The organism is Amycolatopsis sp. cmx-4-54 (assembly GCF_046548895.1).
Taxonomy (GTDB): domain Bacteria; phylum Actinomycetota; class Actinomycetes; order Mycobacteriales; family Pseudonocardiaceae; genus Amycolatopsis.
In genome coordinates this window covers 288,501-306,673 of record NZ_JAEBEJ010000007.1, presented here as the reverse complement: position 1 = coordinate 306,673, position 18,173 = coordinate 288,501, and the positions used below count along the sequence as shown (strand labels likewise).

Annotated in this window: 13 protein-coding genes and 1 tRNA gene; 6 read left to right on the top strand and 8 right to left on the bottom strand. The window is 68.8% G+C overall.

Features of this window, described 5'->3' with window-relative positions; genetic code table 11:
* Window positions 1–189 precede the first annotated feature (189 nt).
* The 6 genes from rho to argS all read right to left on the bottom strand — a co-directional run bounded on the left by rho (window position 190) and on the right by argS (window position 9,158).
* Window positions 190–2,202, bottom strand: coding sequence for a transcription termination factor Rho (gene rho / locus ACLJQ7_RS24815; RefSeq protein WP_410650557.1), 2,013 nt, complete (start codon window positions 2,200–2,202; stop codon window positions 190–192).
* A 437-nt stretch (window positions 2,203–2,639) separates the two neighbouring features.
* Window positions 2,640–3,521 (bottom strand): homoserine kinase, encoded by an 882-nt coding sequence (gene thrB / locus ACLJQ7_RS24810; protein WP_410650556.1) that lies wholly within the window; start codon window positions 3,519–3,521, stop codon window positions 2,640–2,642.
* Window positions 3,518–4,579 carry a threonine synthase gene (gene thrC, locus ACLJQ7_RS24805; protein WP_410650555.1) on the bottom strand — a complete coding sequence of 354 codons (1,062 nt, stop codon included), beginning with the start codon at window positions 4,577–4,579 and terminating at the stop codon, window positions 3,518–3,520. The genes thrB and thrC overlap by 4 nt, the downstream gene beginning before the upstream one ends.
* On the bottom strand, window positions 4,576–5,886 hold the full coding sequence (locus ACLJQ7_RS24800; protein WP_410650554.1) for a homoserine dehydrogenase: 1,311 nt from the start codon (window positions 5,884–5,886) through the stop codon (window positions 4,576–4,578). The genes thrC and ACLJQ7_RS24800 overlap by 4 nt, the downstream gene beginning before the upstream one ends.
* Before the next feature lie 3 nt (window positions 5,887–5,889).
* Window positions 5,890–7,323: a diaminopimelate decarboxylase gene (lysA, locus tag ACLJQ7_RS24795; RefSeq protein ID WP_410650553.1), complete on the bottom strand. Its 1,434-nt coding sequence runs from the start codon at window positions 7,321–7,323 to the stop codon at window positions 5,890–5,892.
* 179 nt (window positions 7,324–7,502) lie between these two features.
* Entirely contained in the window at window positions 7,503–9,158 is a 1,656-nt protein-coding gene (gene argS, locus ACLJQ7_RS24790; RefSeq protein WP_410650552.1) for an arginine--tRNA ligase, read from the bottom strand.
* A gap of 203 nt (window positions 9,159–9,361) precedes the next feature.
* Here argS and ACLJQ7_RS24785 point away from each other — a divergent pair, with 203 nt between their 5' ends.
* Together ACLJQ7_RS24785 and ACLJQ7_RS24780 are read left to right on the top strand one after the other, a co-directional pair.
* Window positions 9,362–10,162 (top strand): DUF3105 domain-containing protein, encoded by an 801-nt coding sequence (locus ACLJQ7_RS24785; protein ID WP_410650675.1) that lies wholly within the window; start codon window positions 9,362–9,364, stop codon window positions 10,160–10,162.
* A gap of 8 nt (window positions 10,163–10,170) precedes the next feature.
* Window positions 10,171–10,875: a DUF305 domain-containing protein gene (locus ACLJQ7_RS24780; protein ID WP_410650674.1), complete on the top strand. Its 705-nt coding sequence runs from the start codon at window positions 10,171–10,173 to the stop codon at window positions 10,873–10,875.
* A gap of 90 nt (window positions 10,876–10,965) precedes the next feature.
* Here ACLJQ7_RS24780 and ACLJQ7_RS24775 read toward each other — a convergent pair whose 3' ends face one another.
* Both ACLJQ7_RS24775 and ACLJQ7_RS24770 read right to left on the bottom strand, forming a co-directional pair.
* The gene (locus ACLJQ7_RS24775; protein WP_410650551.1) at window positions 10,966–11,883 is read right to left on the bottom strand and encodes a cation diffusion facilitator family transporter; all 918 of its coding nucleotides are present in this window, start codon (window positions 11,881–11,883) and stop codon (window positions 10,966–10,968) included.
* 151 nt (window positions 11,884–12,034) lie between these two features.
* Window positions 12,035–13,159 (bottom strand): epoxide hydrolase family protein, encoded by a 1,125-nt coding sequence (locus ACLJQ7_RS24770; RefSeq protein WP_410650550.1) that lies wholly within the window; start codon window positions 13,157–13,159, stop codon window positions 12,035–12,037.
* 197 nt (window positions 13,160–13,356) lie between these two features.
* On the opposite strand from ACLJQ7_RS24770, the gene ACLJQ7_RS24765 reads away from it, so the two are divergent.
* The 4 genes from ACLJQ7_RS24765 to ACLJQ7_RS24750 all read left to right on the top strand — a co-directional run bounded on the left by ACLJQ7_RS24765 (window position 13,357) and on the right by ACLJQ7_RS24750 (window position 18,167).
* A tRNA-Arg gene (locus tag ACLJQ7_RS24765) sits at window positions 13,357–13,429 on the top strand.
* A 370-nt stretch (window positions 13,430–13,799) separates the two neighbouring features.
* Complete coding sequence (locus ACLJQ7_RS24760; protein WP_410650549.1) at window positions 13,800–14,144, top strand: effector-associated constant component EACC1; 345 nt, start codon at window positions 13,800–13,802, stop codon at window positions 14,142–14,144.
* The gene (locus tag ACLJQ7_RS24755) at window positions 14,134–17,139 is read left to right on the top strand and encodes a caspase, EACC1-associated type (RefSeq protein ID WP_410650548.1); all 3,006 of its coding nucleotides are present in this window, start codon (window positions 14,134–14,136) and stop codon (window positions 17,137–17,139) included. The genes ACLJQ7_RS24760 and ACLJQ7_RS24755 overlap by 11 nt, the downstream gene beginning before the upstream one ends.
* Window positions 17,140–17,525: 386 nt before the next feature.
* On the top strand, window positions 17,526–18,167 hold the full coding sequence (locus tag ACLJQ7_RS24750; RefSeq protein ID WP_410650547.1) for an SRPBCC family protein: 642 nt from the start codon (window positions 17,526–17,528) through the stop codon (window positions 18,165–18,167).
* Window positions 18,168–18,173: the final 6 nt, after the last annotated feature.

Sequence of the window (18,173 nt, the reverse complement as noted above, 5' to 3'; positions counted from 1 at the left end):
GGTCGTGCGAAACGGGATGCGAGCGACCGGATCCAGTCAGGGGGTTGCGAAAGCCACTTTCGCAACCTTCCACGTTGCGAAAGTGGCTTTCGCAACGTCGTCGGCCCAGCCGTCGCCCAAGTACATGAAGGCCCCCTTGCTTGCGCCTGGCGCAAGCAAGGGGGCCTTCATGTACTTACAGAACGAAACTCAGTCGTCGTCGTTCGAGCCGAGGGCCGTCTTCGAGACCTGCATGAGGAACTCGATGTTGGTCTTCGTCTTGCGCAGTCGCGAGATCAGCAGGTCGATGGCCTGCTGCGAGTCCAGCGCGTGCAGCACCCGGTGCAGCTTGTGGGTGACCGCGAGTTCGTCCGGCGAAAGCAGCAGGTCTTCCTTGCGGGTACCGGACGGGTTGATGTCTACCGCGGGGAAAACGCGCCGCTCGGCGATCTTCCGGTCGAGCTTGAGGTCCGCGTTCGCGGTGCCCTTGAACTCTTCGAAGATGACCGTGTCACCGGTGGACCCGGTTTCGACCATCGTCGTGGCGAAGATCGTCAGCGAACCGCCGTTCTCGATGTTGCGCGCCGCGCCGAGGAACCGCTTCGGCGGGAACAGCGCCGTCGAGTCGACACCACCGGAGAGGATCCGGCCGGACGCCGGGGCCGCCAGGTTGTAGGCACGGCCCAGACGGGTGATCGAGTCGAGCAGCACGACGACGTCGTGGCCCATCTCGACCAGGCGCTTCGCCCGCTCGATGGCCAGCTCGGCGACCGAGGTGTGGTCGGACGGCGGGCGGTCGAAGGTCGAGGCGATGACCTCACCCTTCACCGACCGCTGCATGTCGGTGACCTCTTCCGGACGCTCGTCCACGAGCACGACCATCAGGTGGCACTCGGGGTTGTTCGTCGAGATCGCGTTCGCGATGTCCTGCATGATCGTCGTCTTGCCGGCCTTCGGCGGCGACACGATCAGGGCACGCTGCCCCTTGCCGACCGGCATCACCAGGTCGATGACGCGGGTCGTGAGCTTGTGCGGCTCGGTTTCGAGGCGCAGCCGCTCGTTCGGGTACAGCGGCGTCAGCTTGGTGAACTCGGGACGGCGCTTGGACTCGTCCGGCTCCAGGCCGTTGATCGAGTCGACGCGCACCAGCGGGTTGAACTTCTGCCGCTGCTGCTCGCCGTCACGCGGCTGGCGCACGGCACCGGTGATGGCGTCACCGCGGCGCAGGCCGTACTTGCGGACCAGCGAAAGCGAGACGTACACGTCGTTCGGCCCGGCGAGGTAACCCGAGGTACGCACGAACGCGTAGTTGTCGAGCACGTCCAGGATGCCCGCGACGGGCAGCAGGACGTCGTCCTCGCGGATCTCGGTGTCGGGCGAACCGCCCTGTTCACGGCCACCGCCGGAACCACGGCGGCGACGGTCGCGGAAGCGACGGCCGCGACGGCCGCCTTCCTCGTCGTCGTCGCCCTGCGGGCCCTGGCCCTGACGCTGGCTGTTGTCCTGGCCGCCGCCCTGCTGGTTGCGCTGGCGGTTGTCCTGGCCACGGCCGTCGCGGTTGCCCTGACGGTTGCCGCCTTCGTTGCGGTCACCCCGGTCACCACGCTCGCCACGGTCACCACGCTCGCCGCGCTCACCACGGTCACGCTGTTCACCACGGTCACGCTGGTCACCGCGCTCACGCTGCTGACCGCCCTGCTCGGGCGAACCCGCGGCACGGTTGGAGCCGCGGCGACGACGGTTGCGGCCGCCCTCTTCCTGCTGCGGCTGGCCGTCCTGCGGGGTGTTCTCCTGCTGCGCGGGCCGCTCGGCGGCCGGCGCGGAGCCGTTCTCCGAGACCTTTTCGGTCTTCTCGGCCTTCTCGGCGCGAGGAGCCTCGGCCGGCGCGGCTTCGGCCTTCGGGGCCTCCTGCTTCGGGGCCTCCGTCTTGGGCGTTTCGGCCTTGGGGGCCTTACGCGGTGCATCGATCCCCTCGAGCGGAAGCGTTTCGCTCGCCGCGGCGGGGGTCTTGCGCTTGGTCTTGCCCTGGCGCTCGCGGATGGCCGCGATCAGATCGCCCTTGCGCATACCAGTGGTTTCGCCGATGCCAAGGTCCCCAGCGATCGAGCGCAGTTCGGCGACGGTCTTGCCGGTCAATCCGCCGACCGTGCGCTTGGGAGCCACGGCGCCGTTCGACTCGGCGGCGCCACCTTCGACGTCGCTCAAAAGATCGGTGTTGCTCACAAATGTCCTTCCTGACCGATCCACGCCTCCAGGTGGATCAGCGGACCGCCGCTCGCGTCCGATTGCGAAACGGCGTAATTGGCCCCCGATACGGGCGATCAGCTCCTCGGCCGTGTTGAACACAGCTAGAAGGCCTCCAGCACAGGGATTTGCGTCCTCCAAACGGAGGAAGCGGAATTCGGCACCGCCGGAACCGGTGAACCCGCCTGTGTCAATCTGCCAGCCCCCGCTTGCCAGGCTGTGCTAGTTGCCGGACGCTCTGCGGAACTGGCGGATCAACGAAGGATGCGGGCCAAGGATGACACTGGTCACCTGGACCGGCACCGGGTGCGGAAACGCACGGTGATCGAACGCCCCCGAGGGTAGACCGCACCACGGCCCGGTGCAACAACCACCCCCCGCGTGGCGGGGCGGGGCTCCGGCATGTGACCGAGGCTTTACTGAGCCGCAACCTGAACGCCGCCCGGATCGATCGGCAGCTCGGTGACGTCGAAAGACGTAACGTCGACGTCGGCCGGGAGTATTCCCCCGGTGGTCAGCGCGAGCACGGTCGGACCGGCTCCGGAGATGGCCGCGGCCACCCCTTCGGCCCTCAGCGCGCGCACCAGTTCGCTGCTCGCCGGGTACGCGGGCGCCCGGTAGTGCTGATGGAGCCGATCTTCGGTCGCGGAGAGCAACAGGTCCGGGCGCGAGGTGAGCGCGTGGACCGCGAGCGCCGCGCGGCCGGCCGTGAACGCCGCGTCGGCGTGCGGGACCTGGGCCGGAAGCAGCCCGCGGGTGGCGTCGGTCGAGGACCGCAGCGCCGGGACGGCGACCACGGGCCGGATGTCGTGATGCGGCTGGAGCCGTTCGGCGCGGAACCGCTCGCCCTCGTTCCAGGCCACCACGAAGCCGCCCAGCAGGCTCGCCGCGGCGTTGTCGGCGTGTCCCTCGAACTCCGCGGCCAGCTGCAGCGCGTCGTCGTCCAGGGCCTTCTCAGCCAGCGCGTACGCCGCCGCGACACCGGTCACGACGGCGGACGCGGACGACCCGAGGCCGCGAGCGTGCGGGATGGCGTTGAAGCAGCGAAGGTGCAGGCCGGGCGGCCGGAGGCCGAGGTGCTCGCAACCGCGCCGGAAAGCGCGGACGACCAGGTGCGACTCGTCGGTCGGGACGTCGCCGAGACCGCCCGCGCCGACGTCGATGACCTCGATCTTGAGCCCCGCGTCGGTGATCCGGAATTCGACCCGGTCGTACAACGCCAGCGCGAGGCCGAGGGTGTCGAATCCCGGGCCGAGGTTCGCCGACGACGCCGGGACCTTGACCTCGATCAGCGTCATCGCAGGTCCAGCGCGGCGGCGACGGCGGTCGGGTCGACGGCGAGCGGCTCGACCTCGACGTTGCCCTCCAACGCCGTGGCCGGGTCCTTCAAACCGTGTCCGGTGACGGTGCACACAACGGTCGAGCCCTTCGGCAGGCGCCCGTCGGCGGCCGTGGCGAGCAGGCCCGCGACGCTGGTCGCCGAAGCGGGCTCGACGAACACGCCTTCCTTGCGGGCGAGCAGCCGGTACGCCTCGAGGATCTTCTCGTCGGTGATCGCCTCGAACAGGCCCGCGGACGCGTTCTTCGCCTTCATCGCGCCGTCCCAGGACGCGGGGCTGCCGATGCGGATCGCGGTCGCGATGGTGTCCGGATCGGCCACCGGCTCGCCGTGCACGAGAGGCGCGGCACCGGCCGCCTGGAACCCGAACATCCGCGGGGTGTTCTTCACCACACCGTCGCCCGCGTACTCGGAATACCCGGCCCAGTAGGCGGTGATGTTGCCCGCGTTGCCCACGGGCAGGCAGTGGATGTCCGGCGCCCGGCCGAGGACGTCGCAGATCTCGAACGCGGCCGACTTCTGGCCGGCGATGCGCACCGGGTTCACCGAGTTGACCAAGGTCACCGGATAGTCGATGGCGGTCTTCTGCGCCAGTTCGAGGCAGTCGTCGAAGTTGCCGTCCACCTGCAGGATCCGCGCGCCGTGCAGGACGGCCTGGGCGAGTTTGCCCATCGCGATCTTGCCCTGCGGGACGAGCACCGCGCAGGTGAGCCCGGCGCGGGCGGCGTAGGCCGCGGCCGACGCGGAGGTGTTGCCGGTGGAGGCGCAGATGACGGCCTGGAGCCCGCTGGCGAGCGCGTGCGTGATGGCCACGGTCATCCCGCGGTCCTTGAACGACCCGGTCGGGTTCGCGCCTTCGACCTTGAGGTAGACCTCGCAGCCGGTCAGTTCCGAGAGGTGCGAGGCGGGCAGCAGCGGCGTGTTGCCTTCGCCGAGCGTGATCACCTTCGCGCCGGAGGGGACCGGGATCCGGTCCGGATAAGCCTGGATGATCCCCGGCCACGGTTGGGAAATCACTGGTCTTCGCCTTCCACCCGCATCACACTGACGACCTGGTTCACCACATCGAGTTCGGCAATGTCGTCCACAGTGGACCGCAGTGCCGCGTCCGGCGCCAGGTGGGTGACCACGACCAGGCTGGCCGTGTCGTTCGCGTCGCGCTGCCGCACGGCGGCGATGCTGACACCGTGCCCGGCGAACGCCTGGGCCACCTGGGCGAGGACGCCCGCTCGATCGGCCACGTCGAGACTGACGTGGTACCGCGTCGGCGTCTGGCCCATCGGCCTGACCGGGAGCGCGGCGTGCGCGGATTCGCGCGGGCCACGGCCGCCGACGACCCGGTTTCGAGCCACCGCGACGAGGTCGCCGAGCACGGCACTCGCGGTCGGCGCGCCACCGGCGCCCTGACCGTAGAACATGAGCTCACCGGCGGCGTCCGCCTCGACGTAGACGGCGTTGTACGCGCCGCCGACCCCGGCCAGCTGGTGGTTGCGCGGGATCATCACCGGATGCACGCGCGCCGAAACGGATTCGGTGCCGTCGTCGGCGGTGACGCGCTCGCAGATGGCGAGCAGTTTCACCGTGCGGCCCAGGACGTTCGCCGCGGCGAGATCCGACGCGGTGACGTCGGCGATGCCTTCGCGGTGCACGTCGGACGCGGTCACCCGGGTGTGGAACGCGAGCGAGGCGAGGATCGCGGCCTTGGACGCCGCGTCGTAACCGTCGACGTCGGCGGTCGGGTCGGCCTCCGCGTAACCGAGCCTGCTGGCCTCTTCCAGCGTTTCCGCGTACCCGGCGCCGGTGGAGTCCATCGCGGAGAGGATGTAGTTGGTGGTGCCGTTGACGATGCCCATCACCCGGGTGATGCGGTCACCGGCCAGCGATTCGCGCAGCGGGCGCAGCAACGGGATCGCCCCGGCCACGGCCGCCTCGAAGTACAGGTCGACGCCTGCCGCGTCGGCGGCCTCGAACAGCTCCGCCGAATGCTCGGCGAGCAGCGCCTTGTTCGCCGTGACAACGGATTTCCCGGCCTTGAGCGCGTCGAGCAGCCACTCCCGCACCGGCTCGACGCCACCGACCAGCTCGACGACGACGTCGACGTCCGGGGAGGTGACGAGCTTCGTCACGTCGGAGGTGACCAGTTCCGGCGGCAGCTCGGGGTGCTTGTCGGGGCGCCGCACCGCGATGCCCGCCAGTTCCACCCTGGCGCCCGCCCTGGCCGCGAGTTCCCCGGCCTGCTCGGTGAGCAGCCGGACCACCTCGCCGCCGACCGTCCCGCAGCCCAGCAGGGCGACCCTGATCACGCGTTCGTCCACAGTAGACACTTGCTAGACCTCCAGGCGCAGCATGTCGTCCGTCGTCTCCCGCCGCAGCAGCACGCGGGCGCTGCCGTTGCGCACGGCCACCACCGCGGGCCGCGGCTGCCGGTTGTACCCGCTGGCCATCGAGTAGCAGTACGCCCCGGTGGCCGCCACGGCGAGCAGGTCGCCGGGAGCAAGGGTGTCCGGGAGCCAGCAGTCACGGACGACGATGTCGCCGGACTCACAGTGTTTTCCCACGACCCGGGACAGCGCGGCGGCGACCTGGCCGTCCCCGTCGTCGTCGGAGGTCCGGGAAACGAGACGGCAGTCGTACACCGCGTCGTAGAGCGCGGTGCGGATGTTGTCGCTCATCCCGCCGTCGACGCTGACGTAGCGACGGGAGGCCTTGTCACCGAGCGAGACGTCCTTGATGGTGCCGACCTCGTACAGCGTGATCGTGCCGGGACCGGCGATGGCGCGGCCAGGCTCGCCGGCGATCTTCGGCACCGGAAGGCCCGCGTACTCGCATTCCTTGCGGACGATCTCGCGGATCTGCGTGATCATCTGCGCGGGCGGCGGCGGGTTGTCCTTGTCGGTGTAGGCGATACCGAAACCACCGCCGAGGTCGACGATCGACAGCTGGTCGAGCAGGTCGGTGCCGTGCTCCTTGGCGAGTTCGGCCAGCAGGCCGACCACGCGGCGGGCGGCGACCTCGAACCCGTCGGCGTCGAAGATCTGCGAACCGATGTGGCTGTGCAGGCCGATCAGCTTGAGGGACGGCGCGTTGAGCACGCGGCGCACGGCCTCGGCCGCGTCACCGGAAGCCAGCGAGAAACCGAACTTCTGATCCTCGTGCGCGGTCGCGATGAACTCGTGGGTGTGCGCCTCGACGCCGACGGTCACCCGGATGAGGACGTCCTGCACGATGTCGTGCCGGGCGGCGACGTCGGCCAGCCGCGCGACCTCGTAGTAGGAGTCGACCACGACCGTGCCGACACCCGCTTCGACGGCGGCTTCCAGCTCGGGCAGCGACTTGTTGTTGCCGTGGAAGGTGATCCGCTCCGCCGGGAAGTCCGCGCGCTGCGCGACGGCGAGCTCGCCGCCACTGCACACGTCCAGGCTCAGCCCCTGCTCGGCCACCCAGCGGGCGATCTCGATGGACAGGAACGCCTTGGACGCGTAGTGCACGAGCGCCGGGTCGTCGAACGCCTCGGCGTAGTCGGCGCAGCGGGACTTGAAGTCGGCCTCGTCGACGACGAACAGCGGCGTGCCGTATTTCTCGGCGAGTTCGCGGACGTCGACCCCGGCGATGCGGACGACGCCGTCACCGCCGCGGAAAGTGTTGCGGGGCCAGACTTTCGGATACAGCCTGTCGAGTTCTTCCGGACTCGACGGCGGGAAACCGGAGGCGTCGGCGTGGGGGTAGACGTCGGCGTGGCGGGGGCCCGCGGGGTGAGCCATTTGTTACTCCGCTCGATCAAGGCCGCGCGATCGCGAACGCGTAGCCAGGGCGTCAGGTAGGTCGGAAAGGACGCGTTGTGCTTGGAGGACGCCCTGCCTCCACGTTGGCGAGCCCTTCGGGCCGAGCGCGGCCGTCCTGCTCGGTCGGGTTCTGGGGGACACCTCGGCGCCGCCTCCCATCACATCCGCTCCGGAGCAGAGACACCGAGCACGTTGAGGCCGTTCGCCAGCACCTGGCGGGCGGCCTGGCACAGCGCGAGCCGGGCGAACGTGAGGGGGGTCGCCTCCTCGTCGCCCTGGGGAAGAACACGGCCCACGGTGTAGAACTTGTGGTACGCGCCGGCGAGTTCTTCGAGGTACCGGGCGACGCGGTGCGGTTCGCGCAGCAGTGCGGCCCGGCGGAGGACGGTCGGGAATTCGCCGATCGTGCGGATCAGATCGCCCTCGGCCGGCAGCGTAAGCAGGCCGAAGTCCACTTCGCCATCGGTTTTCAAGCCGAGGTCGGAAGCGTTGCGCTGCAACGAGGCCAGCCGCGCGTGGGCGTACTGGACGTAGTAGACCGGGTTGTCGTTGGAGTGCTTGCGAAGCAGATCGAGGTCGATGTCCAAAGTGGAATCGACCGAATAGCGGATCAGCTCGTAGCGGGCCGCGTCGACGCCGACGGTGCCGACGAGGTCCTCCATCGTGATCACGGTGCCGGCGCGTTTGCTCATCCGGACGGGTTTGCCCTCGGAGACCAGGTTGACCATCTGACCGATCAGCACCTCGACCACGGCCGGGTCGTCACCGAAGGCGGCCGCGGCGGCCTTCAGGCGGGCGATGTAGCCGTGGTGGTCCGCGCCGAGCATGTAGATGCAGAGGTCGAAGCCGCGTTTGCGCTTGTCCTGGAAGTAGGCGAGGTCACCGGCGATGTAGGCCGGGTTGCCGTCCTTCTTGATGACGACGCGGTCCTTGTCGTCGCCGTGCTCCTTGGACTTGAGCCACCAGGCGCCGTCCTCGAAGAACAGGTTCCCGGAGTCCTTCAGCTGCTGGACCGAGGACGCCACGGCGCCGGACTCGTGCAGCGAGTTCTCGTGGAAGTAGACGTCGAAGTCGGTGCCGAAATCGTGCAGGCTCTGCTTGATCTCGGTGAACATCAGCTCGATGCCGACCCGGCGGAAGGTCTCGGCCCGCTCGTCGTCGGGCAGCGAGAGCGCGCTCGGCTCCTGGCGGATGACCTCGGCGGCGATGTCGTTGATGTAGCCGCCGGCGTAGCCGTCCTCGGGGGCGGGCTCGCCCTTGGCGGCGGCGACCAGGGACCGGACGAAGCGGTCGATCTGCGCGCCGTGGTCGTTGAAGTAGTACTCCCGGGTGACCTGGCCACCCTGCGCGGACAGCACGCGGCCCAGCGCGTCACCGACCGCGGCCCAGCGGGTGCCGCCGAGGTGGATGGGGCCGGTCGGGTTCGCCGAGACGAACTCGAGGTTGATCTTGACGCCCGCCAGCGCGTCACCGAGACCGTAGGTCTCCCCGGCGTCGAGCACCTGCTGGACGATCTGACCCTGCGCGTCCGCGGCGAGCCGCAGGTTGAGGAAGCCCGGCCCGGCGACCTCGGCCGAGTCGATGCCGTCGGTCGCGGCGAGGGCCGCGGACAGCGCGTCGGCGAAGTCGCGGGGCTTCATCCCGGCCTTCTTGGCCACCTGCAACGCCAGGTTGGTCGCGTAATCGCCGTGCTCGGGGTTGCGGGGACGCTCGATCGTCACCTTCTCCGGCAGCACGGAATCGTCGAGGCCGCGCGCGGTGAGAACCTGCACGGCGGAGTTACGGACCAGGTCGGCGAGAGCTGCGGGAGTCACTCGCGGAATTCTAGGTGTGACCTGGTCCGGGCTTCGCAGCGACCGCCGGAAGGTGTGAGCCAAGCCGGTGATCTTCCGGCTGTTCACGGTGATCAGACGCGCGGTCTCTACACTGGCCCGCGCAGGGACCACCCCCTTTGGAGAACGCAGGAGCCATGGCTAACGGGACAACCAGAAAAAAGGGCGCGTCGTCGAAGAACGCCATGAAGGCCGCCCGTAGTTCCGTCGTGTCCAAGAAGGGCACGCCCTGGGGCACGATCATCGCCGTCGTCGCGATCGTCGTCCTGGCGGCCTCGGTGGTCACCTATTACATGGTCGCTTCCGCGCCGAAGCGTGATCAGAAGACCCGTGAAGAGGCCGCGGCCGCCTTCGCGCCTTCGCAGCAGGACCCGGATCCCTCGAAGCGCATCCCCGGGGTCGTGACCGCCGAGTACCCAGGCCAGGCGCACGTCTCGGCCGCCGAGCGGGTCGCGTACGACAAGATCCCACCCTTCGGCGGCCCGCACGACCAGGCCTGGGCCGCGTGCAACGGCGTCGTCTACGAACGGGCCGTCCGCAACGAGAACATGGTCCACGGTCTCGAGCACGGCGCGGTCTGGATCGCCTACAACCCGCAGCAGGTCACCGGCGAGGCACTGGACCTGCTGAAGGTGCGTGTCGAGGGCAAGCCGTACATGGTGATGTCGCCGTACCCGAACCTGGACAAGCCGATCTCCGTGCAGTCCTGGGGCCACCAGTTGAAGCTGGACTCCGCCTCCGACGAGCGGATCGACCAGTTCGTCGCCGCGCTGCGCACCAACCCGTTCGGCGCGTACCCCGAGCGTGACGCCACCTGCGACGCGCAGATCGAGCCGGGCGACTTCGACCCGACCCCGCCGGGGCCGGACGCGAAGCCGATGGACTACAAGGGCTCCGCGGGCACGCAGCCGGACCAGCCCGGCACCGGCCAGAGCGGCGTGCCGTCCATGCCCGCCACCCAGCCCTCGGCGCCCGCGAGCAAGTAGTGAGCCAAGTGGACCCCGATCTCCAGCACGTCGATGACACTTCGCGGTCGGCCAAGAGCCGATGGCTGGTGATCGGGGCCGCCCTGGTCGTCATGCTGATCCTCGGCTTCGGCCTCGGCGCGCTGACGACCAGGCTGATCGACTCCGAACCGGAGCAGAAGACGCCGGGCGCGGGCTCGATCGAGGTCGGCTTCGCGCAGGACATGTCGGTGCACCACCTCCAGGCCGTCACCATGGCGGGCTGGGCGCGGGACCACACGACCGATCAGGCGATCAAGACCCTCGCGTTCGACATCGAGCGCACGCAGACCGGCCAGGTCGGCCGGATGAAGGGCTGGCTGGGCCTGTGGGGCCAGCCCGAGCAGGCGACCGGCGCCTACATGACGTGGATGACCGAGCCGATGTCCGGACACGGGGGGCACGGTGGCGGCGACATGAAGCCGTCGAACGGCGCCCCGATGCCCGGAATGGCGACTTCGGCCGAACTGGCCAAACTGCGGTCGCTGACCGGCAAGGAGATGGACGTCTTCTTCCTCCAGCTCATGCTGCGGCACCACCAGGGCGGGACCGAGATGGCGCAGTACGGCCACGATCACACGTCGATCGCGGACGTGAAGTCGCTGACCCAGAGCATGCTCGTCTCGCAGGGCGCCGAGATCACCCTGATGAAGGGGCTCCTCCAGGAGCGCGGCGCGGCCCCCTTGCCCGCCTGACGCCTTTCCCTCTCACGCATTTCGTCCTCTGAATGCGGTGGTTCGCGTTGCCGACTACCGCATTCAGAGGACGAAATGCGTGAAAGGGGGTCACCAGGAGAGTTCCCGGCAGCGTTGCGCGCATTGGGGCACTTCTATCTGCAGGGTCGCGTGCTCGATCGAGTAGCGGTTCGCCAGGAGGTTCTGCGCCTCGGTCAGCACCTCGGCCTGCTCGACGGTCGGCGCGATGGTGAGGTGCGCCGAAGCGACCTCCATACCCGAAGTCAGCGTCCAGACGTGCAGGTCGTGGACGTCCTCGACGCCCTTCAGCCCACCGAGTTCGGCCTGGATCCCCGCGACGTCGACCCCCTTCGGCGCGTGTTGGAACAGGATCCGCAGCGCGCGGCGCGCGAGGGCATAGGTGCGGGGCAGGACGAACAGGCCGATCGCGACACCGATGATCGGGTCGGCGTAACGCCAGCCGGTCAGCAGCGTGATCGCGCCGCTCAGCAGCACACCGACGGATCCGATGAGGTCGGCGAGGACTTCGAGGTACGCGCCGCGGACGTTGATGCTCTCCTCGGCGCCCTTGCGCAGGACCATGAAGGAGACGATGTTCGCGACGAGGCCCGCGGCGGCGGCCAGCAGGACGGGCAGGCCGGGCACGACCGGCGGGTCGCTGATCCGGCCGATGGCCTCGACCAGGACGTAGCCCGCCACACCGAACAGCAGGATGGCGTTGGCCAGGGCCGCGAGCACTTCGGCGCGGTAGAACCCGAACGTCCGGGTCAGCGTCGGGCCGCTGCTCCGGGCGAGCAGGATGGCCGCCAGGGCCATGCCGACGCCGAGGACATCGGTGAACATGTGCGCGGCGTCGGAGATCAGCGCGAGCGAACCGGTGGCGAACCCGACGACAAACTCCATGACCATGAAGCCGGCGCCGATGACCAGCGCGATCGTCAGGCTCTTGAGGTAGCGGCCTGACGCGCTCGACGGCGAGGCCGTTCCATGCCCGTGCCCGTGACCCATTGCTCCGCCTCTCGTGAAGTCGACAGGCCGAATATATTGTCACATGCGCATATGTGCAATACAGGTGAGCCTAAGTTCACCATGGCTTAAGCCACACATGGAAGCCATCCCCCAGGAGGGCCTTCCCGAAACCTGGACTCGCCACGCACCGCTACCGGAGCGACCGGAAGAACCCCCGCAACTGGCCGACGAAGACGTCGGGCTGCTCGAAGGCGGCGAAGTGCCCGCCCGCCGGCAGCACCTCGTACCAGCGAAGATCGGTGTAGCGCAGCTCCGCCCAGCGCCGGGACGGCCGGATGATCTCGCGCGGGAAGATCGAGATACCCGAAGGAACTTCAACGGGCGAGACGTCCCGCTCCTTGCTCTCCCAGTAGATCCGCGCCGAAGAGACCGCCGTCGCGGTGAACCAGTAGACCGAGATCGCGTCGAGCATCTGCCGCCAGGACAGCGCGCTCTCCGGCGAGCCGTCGTTGTCGGTCCACTCCCAGAACTTCTCCGCGATCCACGCCGCCTGCGCCGCGGGCGAGTCGGTGAGCCCGTAACCGAGCGTCTGCGGGCGCGTGGCCTGCTGCTGCGCGTACGCGGACCCGACCTCGCGGAACCGCGCGAGATCGCTGATCGCCGCTTTCTCCTCCGCCGTCGGTTCGCCGAGGACGGCCTCGTCGTACAGGACGCCCGCCATGTTGACGTGGACACCGATCAGCCGTTCCGGCACGAGCTTGGCGAGCATGTTCGTCACCCCGGCGCCCCAGTCACCGCCCTGCGCGACATAGCGCTCGTAGCCGAGCCGCCCCATCAGTTCATCCCAGGCCCTCGCGATGCGCTCGACGTTCCACCCCGTCGACGCCGGTTTATCGCTCCAGCCGAATCCCGGCAGTGACGGCGCCACGACGTGGAACGCGTCCGCCGGATCACCCCCGTGCGCGGCGGGATCGGTCAGCGGCCCGAGCACGTCGAGGAACTCCACGACCGATCCCGGCCAGCCGTGCGTGAGCACCAGCGGCGTCGCGTCCGGCTCCGGCGAGCGAACGTGCAGGAAGTGGATCCCGAGACCGTCCACAGTGGTCTTGAAGCCCGGGAAGGCGTTGACGCGGCCGGCCAAACCGAAGTCGTAGTCCTCCGCCCAGTACCGGCACAGCTCCCGCGCGAACTCCAGCGGAACTCCCTGGCCCCAGTCGTCCACGGTGGCCGGCTCGGGCCAGCGCGTGGCGCGCAGACGGGCGCGCAGGTCGGCGATGGCGGATTCGGGAATCCGCACCTCGAACGGCTCGATCATCGAGTCCTCCCCTGGTCGTCGGCGACACCGACGCTACGCCTTTCCGGCCGACCCGGCAGACGGCGAGCGATCGCCCGAAAAGGCCAGGTCAGCGCCACCCAGGACGCCATTCTCGAGCACCACAACGCCTAATGGCCACCACTCGGAAGAGGCCGCGGCGACATGCGCTAAGCTTTCAACGTCGCCCAGGCGGCAACGCCCTCGTAGCTCAGGGGATAGAGCACTGCCCTCCGGAGGCAGGTGTCGCAGGTTCAAATCCTGCCGAGGGCACACAAGTCCGGGAGGCCTCTCAGCGCCTCCTGCCGGTCGGCCGCGCCGACCGCCTTCACGCCGACGAGGCCGAGTGCCACGGCACGGAAATGATCTTCGCGAATTCGGCGATCTGCCTTCCGAGAAGGTGCCAGGTACTCGACATCCACGACGACGGGAATTCACCGCGGTTTCCCGAGCGCCGAGGAACGGCGAGCGACGATCACCCGAAAACAGGTGCACCAATTGTCCTATGTGGACTTATTGAGGTTCGCCACCTCGCGGTAAACGGTACGCGCGTCCTCCATTTCCGGCCGATCGTGGCCAAACCCGCCCGGAAAACGAATCGCGGGACAGGGCACAATGCTTGGGCCGACCGAAAGAAGGCCCTATGTCGCAAAGCGCGAACTCACCGACCGGAGCCGGAATCACGCTGTCGACCTCCGATCCGGCGGAGATATCCGCACTCCACACCTGGCTTCGCGGGCATTCCGATATCGAGGCGACGCTGGTGGCCGGGCAACCGCGGGCCCAGGAACTCGGCGTGCTCGACGTCGTGACGGTAGTGGCGGGTAGCGCCGGACTGGCGACCCTGATCAAGATCATTCCCGACTTCATCCGGTCGCGGCGTTCGGATGTCCGGATCGAGATGACCGTCAACGACCGAAAGGTCTTGATCGACGCGAAGAACGTCGACGAGGTGATGCCGATCGTGGAGCGGTTCCTTGAGCGATAGAGCCTCACCCTGGCGCGACTACTCACGTTCACGCGCGGTTCTGATCGGCGCCTGGGATTACGTCCATCTACCGGTGGTGACACCGGCGCGCAACAGTCTGGAACGGATGGCGCGGCTGTTGACCGGCCCGCTGTGCGGCTGGCCCGAAGATCGCGTGCAGGTCGTCGGGGGAATGCCCCGACGCAATGATCTGCCGGACCGGCTCATGGAGTGGTACGACGGCGTCGAGGACATCGCCGTGTTCTACTTCGTCGGTCATGGCCAGCTGCACAACGACGAGCTTTGCCTGGCGTTGCCGGAATCACCGGCCGGTGGCCCGCGCCGCCTGACGACCGGGCTCCCGTTCGCGGATGTGCGCGCGGCACTGCGTGAGTGCGACGCGCAGACCAAGATCGTGATCCTCGACTGCTGTTTCGCGGGCAATCACCTGCTCCCACCGCACAGCCTGGCGGCACCACAAGCGATGGTCGACGCGCTCCTGCTGGGCACCGGCGCCTTCACCATGGCCGCGACGAAGGCTTACCGCACCGCGCAATACGAAACCGGCACCACGTCGGATCTGCCGCAGACCTGCTTCACCAAGTACCTGGTCGACGTGATCGAGCGGGGAATCCCCGGCCATCCGGCGGGCCTGCCACTGGGCACGATCTTCGCGCACACGGCCGACGCCCTGGTCCGCGACAAATGGCCGGAGCCGACCCGGTCTTCCCGCCACGATGCCGACCGGTTCGTCCTGTCCCGCAATGTCCTGGCGGCCGAAGCACCGGCTACCACGGTGGTCGATGTTCCCCGGCAGGTGCTTCAGCCGCCGTCTTCGAGCTTCGCCGTCGCGATGAACCAGGCGCTGGCCCGCAGCGTCCGGCTCGGGCGTAACCGGCACCTTCCCCATGAACTACCGGCGATCTGGGTCACGCTGGGCGAACTCGACCATGCGAACGAACTGGTCGAAGACATGTCGATGTACCGGACGCTCGCCCTCATCCGGATGGTGCAGGCGGCCGGACCCGTCGTCACCGCCGACCGATACCTCGATCTCGTCGGACGGGTGAAGGCCGCGGTAGCCGCCGAGTCGTCCCGCGACTACCGGCCCGCTCTGCAGGGGTACCTGGCGATGGCGTTCGCCGTCGCCGGGGACGGCGAGCGCGCCCGCAAGACCGTGGTCGCCGCCGAGGCAGGCGCCAGGGCCTTCATGGGTCATCCTCCGGCACGCGACGCCGTCTTCGCCGACCTCGCCGAGGCCGCGGCGGTTCTCGGGCAGTTCCACGAAGCGGCCCGGCTTGCCCGCGCCATCGACCTCACCGACAACCCGGGCGGGCGGGTCAGGGCGTTGTCCACTGTGGCGGCCAAGGTCGCGGCCGCGGGCGAACGTGACCTCGCGCTGGAAATCGGCAGGGAAGCCGTGGTCGCGATCCAGGCCGACGACCCGTTCTGCCGCGAACACGACCAAGCCAAGTTGCTCCAGGCGTTGGCACCACTCGGTGACCATGAGCTCTACGGTCTCCTGATCGACGATGCCGCCACACGGGCCCGGTCAGGTGAACGCAGTATCGACCGAGGGCCCGCGTTGGCCGCCGTGGCGTTGGCGGCCGCGATGCACGGCGACCATCGCCTCGCCGCCGAACTGGTCGCGGCCGCCGAGGACGCCGCGTACGCCGTTGTCCATGACGACGCCCGCGCGAGCGTGTTCGCCGACCTGATGGTCATCGCCACCACCATCGGCGACCGTCAGCACTACACCGAGTTCGCGAGCGAGGCGGAGGCAGCGACGCGAGCCATCGCCGATCCGTCGGCGAAGGCCTCCGCTCTGCTGGAGCTGATGCGCGCGACGGACGACGCGGACCGGAACCGGTATCGCGAGCTGGTCACCGAGGCGGAGAACGCCGCGCACGCCGTTCCCGAGCCGAGCCATCGGGGCATGATCCTGTGCCGGCTCGCCGGCGCCGTGGCCGAATCCGGTGACTCGCAGCGCGCGGTCGAGATCGCGACCGCGACGGAAGCCGGCGCCTGGGCCAGTACCGGTGAGCTTCCCGGCCTCGCGCTCCCCCACGTGGTCGAGGCCATCGGTCACGTCGGCGACCACGACCGGGCGCGGCAGCTCGCCAAGAGCATCGATCACTCCGGTGATCGAGTCCGCAGCCTCGCGAAGGTCGCGCGGGCCGCGGTGGCCGCCGGCTGCCGGGACATCGCCGTCGAGCTCGTGACCGAAGCCGAGGGGTTCGCCTGCGACCTTTCCTACACCTGGCCCCTTTCCGAGCTCATCGAAGCGGCCGCCGCCCTCGGTGCCCCGGCGCGAGCGGCCGGCCTGCTGGATCAGGCCGAAAGGATCGTCGGCACGGGTTCCCGCGATCAGCGCCGGGCGGAGGACACCGCTTGGGTGGCCGCCGCGGCCGCGGTGGCCGGTGACCACGAGCGGGCGGCTCGCCTCGTGGCCGCCACCCTCGACACCATCGACGGTGCCGACGACTACGTCCGATCCCGGGCACTGGTCTCGGTCGTTCGCGCGAAGGCGACGATGAACGACACAGACGACGCCGAAGCCCTGGCGCACACTTTCGGTCACCCGCATTTCCGCGGACAGGCGCTGGTCTCGGTCGTGGACCGGCTCCTCTCGAACGGACGGTACGAGCGGGCGGAACAACTCGCGAAGAGCATCGAAGACCCGAGCACGTCCGCCGAAGCCCTCGCCAGGGTGGGAGCCGCGATCGCGGCGACGGCGAACCGGGACCACGCCATCGAAATGGCCGTCGCGGCGGAAACCACCGCGCGCCGGATCGCCTACCACGAAAGCCGCAACCGGGCTCTCGGAGAAGTGATCTCCGTGCTGAGCACCGTCGCCGACCGATCGACGGCGCTCAGCACCTTCGTGCAACGGCTGGTCACCGAGATACTGAAGACGACGGAGTGGTACCACGGTTTGCCGGCGGTGGCCCACCTCGATCCGGCGGCGGTACGCGCGCTCTGTGACACCTTGTCGGCACGTATCGCGGGCCGTTGACCACGCCTCCGTTATTGAGAGGTAAGGCAAACGTGTCGGTATCGAAAGCCATCGGCACGGCCCGGTCGTCATAAGGGTCTGACGTGGCCCGCTCTGTCCACAAGGGACTGAAGTTCCGGCATCGACGCCCGGTTTGAATACTTTGCGTACTCAGGCGCCGGGGTCGTGAGTGATAAAGAGCGTCAGAGCGACCAAACCGGACACGCGGAGAGGCCTCGGAGTCCTTTATGAACAATCGGTGTCGACGGGAGCAGCCTGTCCGACAGCGCCGGCACCACGACACGTTTGACCACCCCTCCGTTAGAACCTCTCACTCTCACCCTTGACGCCCACAGCGTATCGCTATAGGTTCTAACTATCGCGACAAGCGCTAACCAAGGAGAGTCATGTTCCACACCGCACGCCGCCGGATCACACGCGCCGCCCTGCTCACGGTCCCGCTGGCCCTCGCCGGCGTCCTCGGCCCCACGGCGCCCGCCCAAGCGACTCCCGCCCACCACCCCAAGCCGACTTCACTTACCTGCCAAGGCAAAGGCATCGACCGGTCCGCCAAGGTGCACTACCGGACCGAGACCTTCGTCAAGGCGCCGCTGCGCACCATTTGGAACCTGCAGACCGACGTGGAGGCCTGGCCGTCCTGGCAGAACCCCGCGATCCCCGTCACCATGAAACGTCTGGACCATGGCCCGCTGCGCGAGCATTCCCGCTTCCAGTGGACCATTCCCGTCCCGCCCGGCATGCCCTACCCGCCCGGTGACGTGACCATCGTTTCCACCGTCCGGCAACTCCAGCCCGGCAAGTGCATCCGCTGGACCGGCCCGCTCGACGGTCCCGGCGGCATGCACATCGACGGCGTCCACGTCTGGAATTTCGTCAAGGTCCCCGGCGGCGTCATCGTCCGCACCGAGGAGAGCCACACCGGCCCGCAGGTCGACAAGGACGTGCCCGGCTCCACCGCGATGCTCGGGCAGGGCCTCGAAATCTGGTTGAAGGACCTGAAGAAGGCGGCCGAAAGCCGGGGACAATAAGCTCTT

What these genes read in the sequence shown, in the direction of transcription:
- ACLJQ7_RS24750 (WP_410650547.1), top strand. Translation starts at nt 17,526, where the DNA reads ATGTTCCACACCGCACGCCGCCGGATCACACGCGCCGCCCTGCTCACG.
- ACLJQ7_RS24775 (WP_410650551.1), bottom strand. Translation starts at nt 11,883, where the DNA reads ATGGGTCACGGGCACGGGCATGGAACGGCCTCGCCGTCGAGCGCGTCA.
- lysA (WP_410650553.1), bottom strand. Translation starts at nt 7,323, where the DNA reads ATGGCTCACCCCGCGGGCCCCCGCCACGCCGACGTCTACCCCCACGCC.
- ACLJQ7_RS24760 (WP_410650549.1), top strand. Translation starts at nt 13,800, where the DNA reads ATGTCGCAAAGCGCGAACTCACCGACCGGAGCCGGAATCACGCTGTCG.
- thrB (WP_410650556.1), bottom strand. Translation starts at nt 3,521, where the DNA reads ATGACGCTGATCGAGGTCAAGGTCCCGGCGTCGTCGGCGAACCTCGGC.
- ACLJQ7_RS24770 (WP_410650550.1), bottom strand. Translation starts at nt 13,159, where the DNA reads ATGATCGAGCCGTTCGAGGTGCGGATTCCCGAATCCGCCATCGCCGAC.
- ACLJQ7_RS24785 (WP_410650675.1), top strand. Translation starts at nt 9,362, where the DNA reads ATGAAGGCCGCCCGTAGTTCCGTCGTGTCCAAGAAGGGCACGCCCTGG.